Here is a 14,946-nt window from a genome sequence, read left to right as displayed (position 1 = left end):
CCCCGGCGCGCCGGTGACCGCGGTGCGGTCGACGCCGGCTGCCTGCCCAATCTGCTTCCCGGTGGCCGCCCGGTCAGCGACGAGGTCGCGCGTGCCGAGCTGAGCGCCGCGTGGGACCTGCCCGGCGGCGCGCTGTCCGGCAACCCGGGCCGCGACACCGACGGCATCCTCCGGGCCGCCCGCTCGGGCGAGCTGGGTGGTCTGCTGGTGGCCGGTGTGGACCCGGCGGACCTGAGCGATCCGGTGCCGGCCGAGGAGGCGCTCGACGCGGTGCCGTTCCTGGTCAGCTTGGAGCTGCGGCAGAGCGCGGTGACCCGGCGGGCCGACGTGGTGCTGCCGGTTGCGCCGGCCGTGGAGAAGGCCGGCACGTACATGGACTGGGAGGGCCGGCTGCGCACCTTCGACGCCGTGCTGCCCACCGGGGCGATGACCGACGGCCGTGTGCTCGAGGCGATCGCCGCGCTGATGAACGTCCCGTCCGACGGCGCGACCGCAGGCATCTCCTTGGGCACGGGCGACGTCGGCGCGATCCGGCGGGAGCTGGCCGCCATGCCGGCCAGCCGCTCCGGGCGGCCGCCGGCGCCGTCGTTCCAGGCCGGCTCGCTGCCCACGCCCGGGCCGCGCGAGGCCGTGCTGGCCACCTGGCACCACCTGATCGACCTGGGCTCGCTGCTGGACGGCGACGAGGTGCTGGCCGGCACCTCGCGGCCCGCGGTGGCCCGGATCGGCAAGGACCTGGCCGACACGCTCGGCGTCGCCGACGGTGACCTGGTCACGGTCAGCACCGACCGCGGCGACGTCTCCCTGCCGGCCGAGATCACCGACCTGCCCGCGCAGGTGGTGTGGCTGCCCACCAACTCACCGGGCTCGACGGTTCGCCGCAGCCTGGGCGTCACCTCGGGAGCGGTGGTCCGGCTGTCGGCCGGCGTACCCGGCCCGATCCTCGCTGAGGGGACTCACGCATGAAACTCCTTGCCGCCGCGCAGGACCCGACCCTCCAGACGTTCGAGCAGGACGTCTGGTGGATCGTCCTGATCAAGCTGCTCGGCGTCTTCGTCATCCTGCTCCTGCTGACGCTCTTCACGATCAACTACGAGCGCAAGGTCGTGGCCCGGATGGCGGTCCGGCCCGGACCCAACCAGGTGGGGCCGAAAGGCTGGCTGCAGAGCCTCACGGACGGCGTGAAGCTGCCGTTCAAGGAGGAGATCATCCCGAAGACCGCCGACAAGGTGGTCTACTTCATCGCCCCGGTGATCTCGGCGACGGTGGCGTTCACCGCCTTCGCGGTGATCCCGTTCGGGCCGGTGGTGTCGATGTTCGGGCACAAGACCGCCCTGCAGCTGACCGACGTGCCGGTGTCCGTGCTGGTGCTGCTGGCCTGCTCGTCGATGGCCGTTTACGGCGTCGTGCTGGCGGGGTGGGCGTCCGGGTCGACGTACCCGCTGCTGGGTGGGCTGCGGTCCAGCGCCCAGATGATCTCGTACGAGGTCGCGATGGGCCTGTCCATCGTGGCGGTGTTCATGACCGCCGGCACGATGAGCACCTCGCAGATCGTCAAGGCGCAGGCCGGCAACTCGACGTCGAGCTTCGACATCCTCGGCTGGAACCCGACCGCGCCGAGCTGGTACGCGATCCTGCTGCTGCCGAGTTTCATCATCTACTGCATCGCCGCGGTCGGCGAGACCAACCGGGCGCCGTTCGATCTGCCCGAGGCGGAGTCCGAGCTGGTCGGCGGGTTCCACACCGAGTACTCGTCGTTCAAGTTCGCGCTGTTCTTCCTGGCCGAGTACATCAACATGATCACCGTGTCGGCGTTCGCCACCACGCTGTTCCTTGGCGGCTGGCGGGCTCCGTGGCCGATCACCACCTTCTGGGAGGGCGCCAACTCCGGCTGGTGGCCGATGTTGTGGTGGCTCGGCAAGGTGCTGATCCTGCTGTTCGGCTTCATCTGGCTGCGGGCCACGCTGCCCCGGATGCGCTACGACCAGTTCATGCGCTTCGGCTGGAAGGTCCTGATCCCGGTCAACCTGGTGTGGATCCTCTTCCTGGCCGGTGTCCGGGTCGCGAACAACGAGCTGTCCACCCGTGACCGCTGGCTGGTGATCGGCGGAGTGGTGGTCGTGGTGCTGCTGGTGGCCATGCTGTGGCCGTCGAGCCGCAAGCCGCGGCAGCTCTCCGTCGAGGAGCAGCTCGCCGCCCGGCCGCCGGGCAGCTTCCCGGTGCCACCCATGGACCTGCAAGTGCCACCGAGCCCGCGTGCACGGCGGGCCGTCGCCGAGCGGGAACCCGCGACGGTCGGCGAAGGTTCCAGCGCTTCCACCGAGAAGGAGGTGTGACGTGGGCACGTTCACCGGCTCCTTCAAGGGCTTCGGGGTGACCTTCGCGCACATGTTCCGCAAGGTCATCACGACCGACTACCCGTTCACGCCGCCCACGCCGGCGCCGCGCTACCACGGCCGGCACATCCTCAACCGGCACCCGGACGGCCTGGAGAAGTGCATCGGCTGTGAGCTGTGCGCCTGGGCCTGCCCGGCGGACGCGATCTACGTCGAGGGCGCCGACAACACCGACGAGATGCGTTTCTCGCCGGGCGAGCGGTACGCGGGCGTCTACCAGATCAACTACGCCCGCTGCATCTTCTGCGGGCTGTGCATCGAGGCCTGCCCGACCCGCTCGCTGACCATGAGCAACGAGTACGAGCTGGCCCGCGACAGCCGGCAGGACCTGATCTTCACGAAGAAGGAACTGCTGGCCCCGCTGCTGCCCGGCATGGAGCAGCCGCCGCACCCGATGCGCCTGGGCGACACCGACAAGGACTACTACATCGGCGCGCTGACCAACCCGGGCACCTCGGCCGGTGCCGAGCGCGCACCCTGGTCGGACACCGGCACGCAGGACGCCAGCACGGGCGGCGACGGCGACCGGCCGGAGACGGCCGGGACGGCCCGCAAGGCCACCGCCAAGGCCGAGGCCGCCTCGTCCGGCATCGCCGGCGGAGGGGGTGACGGCAAGTGAACGCTCTGCTCGCCGCCGAGGTCACCGGTCAGGTCTCCAACGGCGAGGCCGTCGGCTTCTGGATCCTCGGCACGCTCGCCGTGATCGGCGCGCTCGGCATGGTGATCGCCCGCAACGCGGTGCACTCCGCCCTCTGGCTGGTCGTCACCATGCTCTGCCTGGGCTTCATCTACGTGATGAACTCGGCGCCGTTCCTCGGCGCGGTGCAGATCATCGTCTACACCGGCGCGATCATGATGCTGTTCCTCTTCGTGCTGATGCTGGTCGGCCGCGACGCGTCCGACTCGCTGATCGAGACGTTGCGCGGCCAGCGGGTCGCCGCCATCGTGCTGGGCGTCGGCTTCGCGGGCCTGGTGGGCACCGGCCTCGCCCGCTCGCTGGGCGACAACACCGCGGTCGGCCTGACCGCCGCCAACGCCAACGGCAATGTTCCCGGCCTGGCCTCACTGCTGTTCACCCGGTACGTGTTCGCGTTCGAGGTCACCTCGGCGCTGCTCATCACCGCCGCGGTCGGCGCGATGGTGCTGGCGCACGTCGAGCGCGGCACGGAGGACAAGGCCGACCAGGTCACCCGGATGACGGCACGCTTCAAGCCGGGCAGCTACCCGGGCGCGAAGGCCGGCCCCGGCGTCTACGCCAACACCATGTCGGTCGCCGCTCCGGCCAGGCTGCCGGACGGCAACGGATCCGAGCGGAGCATCTCGCCGATCCTGCCGGTTCGTGAGCTGACCGAGCGCGAGGCCGCGCCGAAGGGGACGGAGAAGAAGTGACTCCCGACTACTACCTGGTGCTCGCGGTCATCCTGTTCACCATCGGCGCCGCCGGCGTCCTGATCCGCCGCAACGCGATCGTGCTGTTCATGTGCATCGAGCTGATGCTGAACGCGGCGAATCTCGCGCTGGTCACCTTCAGCCGGATCAACGGCAGCCTCGACGGCCAGATCATCTCGTTCTTCGTGATGGTGGTCGCGGCGGCCGAGGTCGTGGTGGGCCTTGCGATCATCATGTCGATCTTCCGGACGCGTCGTTCCGCGAGCGTCGACGACGCGAACCTGTTGAAGTACTAAAGGGGCCTTGGAGTGGAAGCGACAGTGGAGTATGCCCCGGCGACGGGGGTGCTGAGCGGTATCTGGCTGTTGGTGGCCATTCCGCTGGCCAGCGCGGCGATCCTGCTGCTGCTCGGCAAGCGGGCCGACAAGTGGGGCCACTGGCTGGGCGTACTGTCCGTCGCCGCCTCGTTCGTGCTCGGCCTGATCATGTTCCTCAGCCTGCGCGGGCTGGAGGACGGCGCTCGGTCGGCCGAGCAGAGCCTGTTCGACTTCATCGCCGTCGGCAGCCTCAACGTCGACTTCGGGCTGCTCTTCGACCCGCTGTCCGGCGTCTTCGTGCTGCTGATCACGGGCGTCGGCTCCCTGATCCACCTGTACGCGGTGGGTTACATGGAGCACGACGAGGGGCGCCGGAAGTTCTTCGGCTACTTCAACCTGTTCGTCGCGGCCATGCTGCTGCTGGTCCTCGGCAACAACTACGTGATGCTCTACTTCGGCTGGGAGGGCGTCGGTCTGGCGTCGTACCTGCTGATCTCGTTCTGGTACACCCGGCCGTCCGCGGCCACCGCCGGCAAGAAGGCGTTCCTGATGAACCGGGTCGGCGACGCCGGCCTGGCGATCGGCATCTTCCTGATGTTCGCCACCATCGGGAGCACCAACTACGACGACGTGTTCAACGGCGTCAACTCGCTGGCCTCCGGCACGATCCTGATCATGGGCATCCTGTTGCTGCTGGGCGCCGCCGGCAAGTCCGGCCAGTTCCCGCTGCACGCCTGGCTGCCGGACGCGATGGAGGGCCCGACCCCGGTGTCGGCCCTGATCCACGCGGCGACCATGGTGACCGCGGGCGTCTACCTGATCGCCCGCTCCAACCCGATCTTCACGGCCAACCAGACGCTGCAGGTCGTGGTGGTCAGCGTCGGCGCGCTCACGCTGCTGATGGGCTGCATCATCGGCGCGGCCAAGGACGACATCAAGCGCGTGCTGGCCTGGTCGACGGTCTCCCAGATCGGCTACATGTTCCTCGGCGTCGGGCTCGGCGGCGGCGCGTACGCGCTGGCCATCGTGCATCTGCTCGCGCACGGCTTCTTCAAGGCCAACATGTTCCTCGGCGCCGGCTCGGTCATGCACGGCATGCACGACCAGGTCGACATCCGGCGGTTCGGCGGGCTGTCCAAGTACATGAAGATCACCTGGATCACGTTCATGACCGGGTGGCTGGCCATCATCGGCCTCCCGCCGCTGTCCGGCTTCTTCTCCAAGGAGCCGATCATCGCCGCCGCGTTCGAGCGGGAGGGCTGGACGGCCTGGCTGTTCGGCATGGCCGCCCTGCTCGGTGCGGGCCTGACCGCGTTCTACATGACCCGGCTCTTCTGGCTCACCTTCCACGGGCCGAAGCGCTGGACCGAGGACATCCACGAGCCGCACGAGTCGCCGGCGATCATGTGGATCCCGCTGGTCCTGCTCTCCGTCGGCTCCGTCGCAGCCGGCTGGCTGATGTCCACATCGGTCCCGAACTGGCTCGAGCCGGTGCTCGGCGCCGAGCAGGAGGAGCCGCACGCGGTCCTCAGCCACACCTGGATCACCATCCTGTCGATCGTTCTCACGCTGGCGGGTGCAGGCCTCGCGATCGCGCTCTTCCGCAACGGGACGGCCACGGCGCCGCAGCGGGCCGGTGCGGTGGTCACCGCGGCGCGCAAGAACCTCTACACCGATGCGATCAACGAAGCGGTGTTCGAGAAGCCCGGCATCTACCTGACCCGGGCGCTGGTCTTCCTCGACAGCAAGGGCATCGACGGTGCGGTGAACGGCATCGCGGCCGGCGTCGGCGGCGGGTCCGGCCGATTGCGCCGGCTGCAGACCGGGTTCGTCCGCTCGTACGCCCTCTCGATGCTCACCGGCGCGCTGCTCGTCGTCGGTGCCTTCCTCGCTATCCAACTGGGGTGGCTCGCGTGAAAGACTTCCCGTTCCTGTCGATCCTCACCTTGCTCCCGCTCGTGGGGGCCGCGGTGGTCGCGTTCATCCCGAAGACCAAGGGCCAGCTGGCCAAGGTCATCGCCCTGGCGTGGTCGCTGGTCGTGCTGGTCTTCAGCGTGATCATGTGGATCGCCTTCGAGGTGGGCGGCGACCGGTTCCAGTTCCGCGAGTCGTACCCGTGGATCCCGAGCTGGGACGTGCGGTTCACGTTCGCCGCGGACGGCATCGCGCTGGTGATGCTGCTGCTGATCGCGGTGCTCGTACCCCTGGTGATCCTGGCGTCGTGGCACGACGCCGAGAAGGCCGAACGCAGCGTGCCCACCTACTTCGCCCTGCTGCTCGCCCTCGAGTGCACGATGATCGGCGTCTTCGCGGCCGCCGACGTCTTCCTGTTCTACGTCTTCTTCGAGGTCATGCTCGTGCCGATGTACTTCATCATCGGCTCGTACGGCGGCGCGCGCCGGCAGTACGCCGCGGTGAAGTTCTTCCTCTACTCGCTGGTCGGCGGCCTCTTCATGCTGGCCGCCGTGATCGGCCTGTGGGTGGTCGGCGGGCACACCTTCGACTGGCAGGCGCTGGTCAACGCGGACATCGCGCAGGACACCGGCCGCTGGCTGTTCCTCGGCTTCTTCATCGCGTTCGCGGTCAAGGCGCCGTTCTTCCCATTCCACACCTGGCTGCCGGACGCCGGTGGCACCGCACCCGCCGGAGCCGCGGCGCTGCTGGTCGGCGTGCTCGACAAGGTCGGCACCTTCGGCATCCTGCGCTACTGCCTGCCGATGTTCCCGGAGGCGTCCCGCTGGTTCGCGCCGACCGCCATCGCCATCGCGGTGATCGGCATCCTGTACGCGGCGCTGCTCGCGGTCGGGCAGAACGACCTCAAGCGCCTGGTGTCCTACACGTCGATCGCCCACTTCGGGTTCATCGGCATCGGCATCTTCGCGTTCACCACCCAGGGCGGCACCGGGTCGGTCCTCTACATGGTCAACCACGGCCTCGCCACCGGCCTGCTGTTCCTGGTCGTCGGCATGTTCGTGGCCCGGCGCGGCTCGGCCCTGGTCAGCGACTTCGGCGGCGCCGGCAAGCTGGTCCCGGTGCTGGCCGGGGTGCTGTTCTTCGCCGGTCTGGCCTCGCTGGCGCTGCCCGGCACGGCGCCGTTCGTCAGTGAGTTCCTGGTCCTGATCGGCACGTTCACCGTGCACAAGGCCTGGGCGGTCGTGGCCACGGTCGGCATCATCCTGGCCGCGGCGTACGTCCTGTGGATGTTCCAGCGCACTACGCAGGGCACGCTCAACCCGGCGCTGAGCGAGATCCCGGCGATGAGCCGCGACATCACCCTGCGCGAGAAGGTCGTGGTCGCGCCCCTGGTGGCGCTGCTGATCCTCTTCGGCTTCTACCCGAAGCCGCTCACCGACGTGATCAACCCGGCGGTCCAGGCGACCCTGCAGGACGTCGGCACGACCGATCCGGGCCCGACGGCGGTCGCAAACGGAAGGACGGCTCCGTAGCCATGGGAGACCTCAGACTGCCTTCGATCGACTACGGCGCGATGTCGCCGATGTTGATCCTCTTCGGTGCGGCCTGCCTCGGCGTCCTGATCGAGGCCCTGCTGCCCAAGCGCCTGCGGCAGGCCGTCCAGCTCACGCTCGCGCTGGTGTCCGTGGTGGTCGCGTTCGTCGCGGTCATCCTGGAGCGCAACACGCGTACGGTCACCATCGGCGGCGCGATCGCGGTGGACGGACCCACGCTCTTCCTGCAGGGCGCGATCCTGCTGCTCGGCCTGGTCTCGCTGCTGCTGATCGGCGAGCGCACCCTGGAGCACGGCGGCGCGTTCGTCGACCAGGCGGCGATCACCGTCGGCTCGCAGAAGGACCTGCGTCAGGCCGGCAGCGGTCAGGGCGCCACCGAGGTCTACCCGCTGGCGGTCTTCGCGCTCGGCGGCATGCTGCTCTTCGTCGGCGCGAACGACCTGCTGACCATGTTCGTCGCGCTCGAGGTGCTCTCGCTGCCGCTCTACCTGATGTGCGCGCTGGCCCGCCGTCGCCGGCTGCTCAGCCAGGAGGCCGCGCTCAAGTACTTCCTGCTCGGCTCGTACGCGTCGGCGTTCTTCCTGTTCGGTGTGGCGCTGATCTACGGCTTCTCGGGCGGCGTGCAGTTCAGCCAGATCCACGACGCGGTGGCCACCCCGGAGCGCAGCCCGGTGCTGCTCTACGGCGGCCTCGCGCTGGTCGCGATCGGGCTGCTCTTCAAGGGCGCGCTGGCGCCGTTCCACGTCTGGACGCCGGACGTCTACCAGGGCGCGCCGACCCCGGTCACCGCGCTGATGGCGGCGTGCACGAAGGTGGCGGCGTTCGGTGCGCTGCTGCGCCTGCTCTACGTGGCGTTCGAGGGCGTGCGCTGGGACTACCAGCCGGTGCTGGGCGTGATCGCGGTGCTGACCATGTTCGTGGGCGCGGTGCTGGCGGTCACCCAGACCGACATGAAGCGGCTGCTCGCGTACTCGTCCATCGCCAACGCCGGATATCTGCTGGTGGGTGCGCTGGCGCTGAACAAGAGCGGCCTGGCCAGCACGATGTTCTACCTGGTCGCGTACGGGTTCTCGGTGCTCGCGGCGTTCGGCATCGTGACGCTGGTGCGCGATGCGGACGGTGAGGCCACCCACCTGTCGCGGTGGGCCGGCCTGGGCCGCAAGAGCCCGCTGTTCGCCGGCATCTTCACGTTCATCCTGCTGGCCTTCGCGGGCATCCCGCTGACCAGTGGTTTCACGAGCAAGTTCGCGGTCTTCGGCGCGGCGATCGAGGGCGGACAGACCTGGCTGGTCATCTTCGGCGTGATCACCAGCATGGTGCTGGCCTTCCCGTACCTCCGCGTGGTCGTGATGATGTGGCTGTCGGAGCCGGGCGAGTCGACCCCGACGGTGTCGGTGCCCGGCGCGATGACGTCGGCGGCGCTGTCCATCGGTGTGCTGGCGACGCTGGCGCTGGGCGTCGTCCCGGCCCCGCTGATCGACCTGAGCAACGACGCGGCCCAGTTCGTCAGATGATGCGTCGTCACTGATTCAGATCTGAGCAGACGAGCCCCGGTTCCGGCCGGGGCTCGTCTCGTTCAGGACCCTGGTCAGCAGGGCGGCCAGCGCGCGTTCATCGTGCTCCAGCGCCGGCCGCACCGCGGGCTCCCGCTCGAGCGCCCACGCGGCGGCCTCGGTCTTGGAGCAGTGCACGTTCTCGACCGCGAACCGCCAGATCCGGCAGGCGGTGTGAGCCATGAAGGTGGCGTGCTCGGTGTCGCCGGTCAACGTCAGCCAGGTCGTCAGCCAGTAACGGCCACGGTCGACGATCCATTCGGCCGGAACGGGTCCGATCACCTCGGCCGGGGCCGCGCCCCACAGCGCCCGCCCGTGCGCCCGAGCCATCGACAGCTCGGCGAGCAGATCGGGGGCGGCGACCCGGCGCTCGACCTCGAAGCCGACCGACGACCCGTCATGCCGCCCGACGTACAGCTCAACAGTTGGAGCCGGCCCCGGCGAGGCGGCCACGTCGGCCGTCACCACGTGCAGGTCGACGCCTGCCGCGTCACCGAGCTCGGCGTGCCGGACGAGATGCTCCAGGGCCGACGGGTCGGCCGGCGCGCCGTCGATCACCACGAGCAGGTCGATGTCGCTGCGCCCGGCAACGAACCCGCCGCTCGCCAGCGACCCGTGCAGGATCACCGACCGGGCGGCGGCACCCACGACCTCGACGACAGCTTCGGCCACGTACATGCGGGTCAAGGCTTGTGGGTTTCTATCTCGGCGCGCAGCTTCGCGAGGAATGCCAGCAGGTCGGGCTCGCTGTGTTCGGCGATCTCCACCGATTGCCGGGGTACGCGCTGCTTGGCCAGCGTCGAGTCGATCGCGGCCACCAAGTCCTCGGTCGACGAAGCGAAGCCGCGGCCGTCGGCGATCGCCTCGGCGAGCTGGGTGGCGACCTTCGGGTCGGTCAGGTCGCGTACGAAGATGAGACTGTAGGCGATCTGGTTCAGCGTGCCTCGTTCGTCGTCCGGATCCATCTCCACAGTGTGCGCGGCGGAGTGGAGCCTTCGGTGGCGAGGATCACGTGGCTGCTTCGTCACCGAACAAAACGGTCATTCGGCTCGCCCGGGGCGTTCGTCGGCGGGCGTGCCGATCGGGCTTGCTGCTCACGGTCCTCGATCCGGCTCGGCATGCGCCGCAACGCGTACTCAGGGGTATGACCTTCAGAACCCTGGCACGGGACTTGTCGTACCCGTATGGCATCGTGAAAGCGTGAAGAGCTCCGGTGACAGTGCGCTGGCGGCGCTCGGCCTCGAGATCGCCCCTGCGATCGACGGGTCCGTGACGGCGACGCTGGAGGCTGTGGAGGAGGCGCTGCGCAGCAACGTGGCCAGCGCGGACCCTCTGGTCGCCGAAGCCGCGCGGCATCTGATGGATGCGGGCGGCAAGCGGTTCCGGCCGATGATCGTGGCGTTCGCGGCGGAGTTCGGCGATCCGTCGCGGGCCGAGATCGTGTCGGCCGCGCTGGTGGTCGAGCTCACGCATCTGGCGACGCTCTATCACGACGACGTCATGGATGAGGCGGACGTCCGGCGCGGGGCGCCGAGCGCCAACGCGCGCTGGGGCAACTCGGTGGCGATCCTGGTGGGCGACTACCTCTTCGCCCGGGCGGCCGACATCGCGGCGTCGCTGGGCCCCGAGGCGGTGCACCTGCAGGCGCGCACCTTCGCGCGGCTGGTGCACGGGCAGATCGCCGAGACGGTGGGGCCGCGCGGCAGCGACCCGATCGATCACTACCTGAGCGTGATTACGGAAAAGACCGCTTCGCTCATGTCGACCTCCGCCCGGTTCGGCGGGCTGTTCTCGGGTGCGGCTCCGGAGCATGTCGAGGCCCTGGCGGGCTACGGCGAGACGATCGGCATCGCGTTCCAGCTGTCCGACGACCTGCTCGACATCACGTCCGAGTCGGTGCAGTCGGGCAAGACGCCGGGCACCGACCTGCGTGAGGGCGTGCCGACCCTGCCGGTGCTCTACGCGCTGGCCGACGACGATCAGGACGCGTCGGCGGTGCGGCTCCGCGAGATCCTGGCGACCGGCCCGGTGACCGATGACGCGCTGCACGCGGAGGCGCTGGGTCTGCTGCGCGAGTCGGCGGCGATGAAAAGGGCGCGCGAGACGGTCCGCTCGTTCGCGGAGGAGGCGCGCTACCGCTTGGCGCCGCTGCCGGACGCCGCACCGAAGCAGGCCCTCGAGTCTCTCTGCAACGTCGTGGCCGACCGCACCAGCTAGATCTGAGCCGGTCCCGCCGGCAGCTCTGAGCCGGTCGCGCAGGCGGGTCTGAGCCGGCCGCAGCGGTCAGGCCATGGCGACGGCGTGACGGTTGAGCATGCGGCTGCCGACCAGCATCAAGGCCGCCGCGCTCAGCATCGCGACGGCGGCGACCGTCCACATTGTCGGATAACCGGCCACGGTCGCCACGCCGCCGAGGCCGAGTGGGCCGAGGCAGCCGCCCGCGTACACCCCGGTCTGGGTGATCGAGGTCGCCGCCGCCGGCGCCTGCGGATGCAGCCGGACCACCGCGAAATTCATCAGGCCGGGCCACGCCCAGCCGAGGCCGAACCCCATGATCACGCCGATCACCAGCGGCACCGTGCCCGGCACCGCCAGCAGCGCCAGCCCGATCGCGCCGGTCGCCAGCAGCCCGGCGATCACGCCGACCTGCCGGCGCGGCAAGCGGTCCGCCTGCCAACCGCCGAAGACTCGCGCGCTCGCGCACACCGCGCCGCCCAGCGTCAGCGACAGCCCCGCCGGGCCGGGGGAGATGCCGCGTGCCACCGCCGAATCCACCAGGAAGGTGCCCAGGGCGTTCGCCGCGGCCGCCGCCAGCGTCGCCGCGACCCCGATCACCACCAGCGCCGCGGTGGCGCGCTCCCCGGCCTCGCCGCGCGCTCTGCGCCGGCCGGCTCGTTCCTTGGGCACGAGCGGCAGCACCGCGAGCGCGAGCAGCGCCGCCAGCACGAACGCCCACCGCCAGCCCAGCGTCAAGGCCACCGCCGGCACCGCCACCCCGGCCAGCAGCGTGCACACCGGGATCGCCGCCTGCTTCACGCCGAACGACAGTCCCTGCCGCCGTGGCGGCACGTGCTCGGCCAGGCTGCTGTTGCTGGCGAGCTGGCCCAGGGCGTTCGCGGCCGCGCCCAGCACGAGGATCGCGATCAAGCTCCACAACGCCCGCGCGCCGATCGCGACGCCGAGCAGGGAGGCCGCCGCCAGCCCGATGGCGCCGCGCGAAACGGTCGTGGAGCCGAATCTCTCGACCAGCGCGCCGGCCGGCACCGACGACAGCGCGCTGGCGCCGAAATAGGCCGACACGGCGAGCCCGAGCCCCGCAGGTGTGAACCCGAGCTCGTCCCCGATCTGCACGGCCAGGCCACCGACCAGGAAGACCGGAATGGACACCGCGATCGTGGTGGTCAGCGCCCCCGTCGCGGCCCGCAGCGGGCGGCGAACATTCGCGCTGGTCGCGGGCACCCCGGCGGTGGGGGTCGGTGGATCAGGCATCAATTCGAAAGATTAAGCCTGCGTCATGCATCTCCGCACACTGAGTGGGAAGGACCACACGGCGGGTAGAGATTGACCACGATCCTTGTGGTTTTGGCATTCCGTCCGAGGAAGATTATTCATATGGTGTAAGTCCCCGGCGTCGGAGGTGACCGTGCGCGACCCTCTGGCGGAGCCGTCAGACCTGATCCGGAGTGTGTCACGCGCCCTGCGTGTGCTCGAGTCGGTCGGTCGGGCTCCGCGCGGACTCACCGTGAAACAGATCGCCCGGCGGTGTGAGCTCACCGTCGCGACGACCTATCACCTTGTCCGCACTTTGGCTTACGAAGGCTATGTGATCCGTCGTGAGGACGGCACGTACATCGTGGGGCTGGAGATCGCCGATCGTTATCGCGAGCTGGTCTCCGCCTTCCGCGGCCCGCCCGCGGTCGGCGAAGCGTTGCGCCGCGCCGCGATCGACACCGGCTACAGCCATTACCTGGGCCGGTTCGTCGGCGGGCGGATAGCGGTGACGGCGTCAGCCGACGGTGTCCGATCGCCCTACCTGGACGACATGACGCCGGGCTTCGACGAGGGCAGCCATGCGACCGCGCTGGGCAAGGCGCTGCTCGCCACGCTGACCGCCGACCAGCGGGCGCGCTATCTGCGCGACTACGGCATGCGGCCGTTCACGCAGGCGACGCTGACCACGGCCGAGGCGGTGGAGGCCGACCTGGCCGCCGGCGAACGCCGCGGCATGCAGCTCGAGATGGGCCAGTTCCGGCAGGGCGTCGCCTGCGCGGCGGTGACGGTGATCGCCGACCGCGACATGGAACGCCGCCTCGTGCTGGCCTGCGCGTTGCCCGCGGCGGAGATGCTGACCTCGGCCCGGGTGGTCCGGGCGAAGCTCACCGCCGCCGCGCGCAACGTGGCCGAGGCACTCTCCAGCGGTGGCGACGCGGCTACAGCCTGATTGGTTGATCGTTGAACCCTCCCTCGCCTTCGCCCGTAAGAACGGGTGAACGCGAGGGAGGGCAGGGGTTTGACCGACCAGGACACCGAGCTGCTTCGCGTTCTGCAGGACGAACACGGGGATGCGCTGTACGCGCACGCGGTCCGGCTGTCCGGTGGCGACCGGCAGCAGGCCGAGGACCTGGTGCAGGAAACACTGCTCCGAGCCTGGCGAAATCCTGAGGCGCTGGACCCGGAGCGGGGCGCGGTGCGGTCATGGCTGTTCACCACCGCGCGCAACCTGGCGATCGACGCCTGGCGGCGGCGGTCGGTGCGGGTGGGCGAGGTGATGACCGACGTGTTGCCGGAGCCCCCGCCGAGTGCGGACGAGGCCGATCGGGCCGTCGAGGCGTGGACGGTCGCCGAGGCGCTCTCCCGGCTCACCGCACAGCACCGGGAAGTGCTGCTGGAGTGCTTCTACCGAGGACGGTCGGTCGCCGAGGCGGCGGCTCGTCTGGGCGTACCGCCCGGCACGGTCAAGTCGCGCACGCATTACGCGCTGCGCTCGTTGCGGATGGTTCTGAGCGAGATGGGGGTGACGGGATGAAGTGCGAGCACGAACATGACGACGGCGCGTACGTCCTCGGCGCCCTCTCGCCGACCGAGCGTGCGGCGTACGAGCGGCACCTCGCGACCTGCTCGTTCTGCCGCGAGGCGGTGGCCGACATCGCGGTGCTGCCCGGTCTGCTGGGCCGGCTGGACCCGGCCGACTTCGCGAAGCTGCTCGACCCGAGCCTGACCCAGCCGAGCCCGCCGCCCCGCCGGCAGCTCAACCCGACGCTGGTCACGGCGGTGCAGAAGACCAGGCGGCAGGAGCGCAAGAAGACGCGGGTACGCGTGCTGAGCACCGCGCTCGCGGCCGCCGTGCTGGCCCTGGTCGTCGGTGTCGGGGCGCTGTTCGTCACCGGCAACAACGGTGCGCCGACGCCGCCGCCGGGGCCGTCGATCGCGATGACTGCGACCGACGACAAGGTGCCGCTCGCGGCGAAGATCGACGTGCACAGCGCGCCGGGCGGCACCCGAATCGACCTGGTCTGTTACTACGACGACAGCAACCCGGAACTGAAGCCCTACACGGTGCGCCTCATGGCCTACGGTCCCGACGACGAAGAGGACCAGCTGGGCTCGTGGGTGGCCGTGCCGGGCAAGGAGTTCAGCATGCCCGCCACGACGCACTTCGCCACCGGGAGCCTCTCCCGGCTCGAGCTGGTGCGCACCGATGGCAAGGTGTTGCTGGCCTACGACGTCCCCTGACGAGACCTTCCGTCTCCGGGCCTTCGGGTCTTGTCAGCGTGGCGGTAGGACGGCGACTGGTTCGGCGGTGGCGGCCGCCCGATCAGTCGCC

General features: G+C 70.0%; 15 protein-coding genes. 12 read left to right on the top strand and 3 right to left on the bottom strand.

Features of this window, described 5'->3' with window-relative positions:
• The 8 genes from AB0M20_RS05740 to nuoN form a co-directional block, all read left to right on the top strand.
• A partial coding sequence (locus AB0M20_RS05740) for a molybdopterin dinucleotide binding domain-containing protein (RefSeq protein WP_364294321.1) occupies window positions 1-966 on the top strand: 966 nt, incomplete at its 5' end.
• Window positions 963-2,336 (top strand): NADH-quinone oxidoreductase subunit NuoH, encoded by a 1,374-nt coding sequence (gene nuoH / locus AB0M20_RS05735; protein ID WP_364294318.1) that lies wholly within the window; start codon window positions 963-965, stop codon window positions 2,334-2,336. The genes AB0M20_RS05740 and nuoH, both read left to right, overlap by 4 nt.
• A gap of 1 nt (window position 2,337) precedes the next feature.
• Window positions 2,338-3,015, top strand: a complete 678-nt coding sequence (nuoI, locus tag AB0M20_RS05730) for an NADH-quinone oxidoreductase subunit NuoI (protein WP_364294315.1) — start codon at window positions 2,338-2,340, stop codon at window positions 3,013-3,015.
• Window positions 3,012-3,785, top strand: a complete 774-nt coding sequence (locus tag AB0M20_RS05725) for an NADH-quinone oxidoreductase subunit J (RefSeq protein ID WP_364294312.1) — start codon at window positions 3,012-3,014, stop codon at window positions 3,783-3,785. The genes nuoI and AB0M20_RS05725 overlap by 4 nt, the downstream gene beginning before the upstream one ends.
• The gene (nuoK, locus tag AB0M20_RS05720; RefSeq protein WP_364294309.1) at window positions 3,782-4,081 is read left to right on the top strand and encodes an NADH-quinone oxidoreductase subunit NuoK; all 300 of its coding nucleotides are present in this window, start codon (window positions 3,782-3,784) and stop codon (window positions 4,079-4,081) included. Before AB0M20_RS05725 ends, nuoK begins: the two co-directional genes overlap by 4 nt.
• A 12-nt stretch (window positions 4,082-4,093) precedes the next feature.
• A complete protein-coding gene (gene nuoL / locus AB0M20_RS05715; RefSeq protein ID WP_364294306.1) occupies window positions 4,094-6,019 on the top strand; it encodes an NADH-quinone oxidoreductase subunit L in 1,926 nt (641 codons plus the stop codon).
• The gene (locus AB0M20_RS05710; RefSeq protein ID WP_364294303.1) at window positions 6,016-7,548 is read left to right on the top strand and encodes an NADH-quinone oxidoreductase subunit M; all 1,533 of its coding nucleotides are present in this window, start codon (window positions 6,016-6,018) and stop codon (window positions 7,546-7,548) included. Before nuoL ends, AB0M20_RS05710 begins: the two co-directional genes overlap by 4 nt.
• A 2-nt stretch (window positions 7,549-7,550) precedes the next feature.
• Complete coding sequence (nuoN, locus tag AB0M20_RS05705) at window positions 7,551-9,083, top strand: NADH-quinone oxidoreductase subunit NuoN (RefSeq protein WP_364294300.1); 1,533 nt, start codon at window positions 7,551-7,553, stop codon at window positions 9,081-9,083.
• Window positions 9,084-9,098: 15 nt separating this feature from the next.
• On the opposite strand, the gene AB0M20_RS05700 is transcribed toward nuoN, so the two are convergent.
• Window positions 9,099-9,800 (bottom strand): aminoglycoside adenylyltransferase domain-containing protein, encoded by a 702-nt coding sequence (locus AB0M20_RS05700; protein ID WP_364294297.1) that lies wholly within the window; start codon window positions 9,798-9,800, stop codon window positions 9,099-9,101.
• Between the two features lie 5 nt (window positions 9,801-9,805).
• The gene (locus AB0M20_RS05695; RefSeq protein WP_364294294.1) at window positions 9,806-10,087 is read right to left on the bottom strand and encodes a hypothetical protein; all 282 of its coding nucleotides are present in this window, start codon (window positions 10,085-10,087) and stop codon (window positions 9,806-9,808) included.
• Window positions 10,088-10,367: 280 nt separating this feature from the next.
• On the opposite strand from AB0M20_RS05695, the gene AB0M20_RS05690 reads away from it, so the two are divergent.
• On the top strand, window positions 10,368-11,339 hold the full coding sequence (locus AB0M20_RS05690) for a polyprenyl synthetase family protein (protein WP_364294324.1): 972 nt from the start codon (window positions 10,368-10,370) through the stop codon (window positions 11,337-11,339).
• 66 nt (window positions 11,340-11,405) lie between these two features.
• Here the strand turns inward: AB0M20_RS05690 and AB0M20_RS05685 are convergent, their stop codons facing one another.
• Window positions 11,406-12,611: an MFS transporter gene (locus tag AB0M20_RS05685; RefSeq protein WP_364294291.1), complete on the bottom strand. Its 1,206-nt coding sequence runs from the start codon at window positions 12,609-12,611 to the stop codon at window positions 11,406-11,408.
• A 154-nt stretch (window positions 12,612-12,765) separates the two neighbouring features.
• Here AB0M20_RS05685 and AB0M20_RS05680 point away from each other — a divergent pair, with 154 nt between their 5' ends.
• The 3 genes from AB0M20_RS05680 to AB0M20_RS05670 all read left to right on the top strand — a co-directional run bounded on the left by AB0M20_RS05680 (window position 12,766) and on the right by AB0M20_RS05670 (window position 14,855).
• Window positions 12,766-13,563: an IclR family transcriptional regulator C-terminal domain-containing protein gene (locus AB0M20_RS05680; RefSeq protein ID WP_364294288.1), complete on the top strand. Its 798-nt coding sequence runs from the start codon at window positions 12,766-12,768 to the stop codon at window positions 13,561-13,563.
• A gap of 69 nt (window positions 13,564-13,632) precedes the next feature.
• On the top strand, window positions 13,633-14,148 hold the full coding sequence (locus AB0M20_RS05675) for a sigma-70 family RNA polymerase sigma factor (RefSeq protein ID WP_364294285.1): 516 nt from the start codon (window positions 13,633-13,635) through the stop codon (window positions 14,146-14,148).
• Entirely contained in the window at window positions 14,145-14,855 is a 711-nt protein-coding gene (locus AB0M20_RS05670) for a zf-HC2 domain-containing protein (protein ID WP_364294282.1), read from the top strand. Before AB0M20_RS05675 ends, AB0M20_RS05670 begins: the two co-directional genes overlap by 4 nt.
• Window positions 14,856-14,946: the final 91 nt, after the last annotated feature.

This window comes from Actinoplanes sp. NPDC051633, assembly GCF_040681735.1.
Taxonomy (GTDB): Bacteria; Actinomycetota; Actinomycetes; order Mycobacteriales; family Micromonosporaceae; genus Actinoplanes.
The sequence above is the reverse complement of the archived record's forward strand: the minus strand, read 5'-3'. Positions and strand labels throughout refer to the sequence as shown.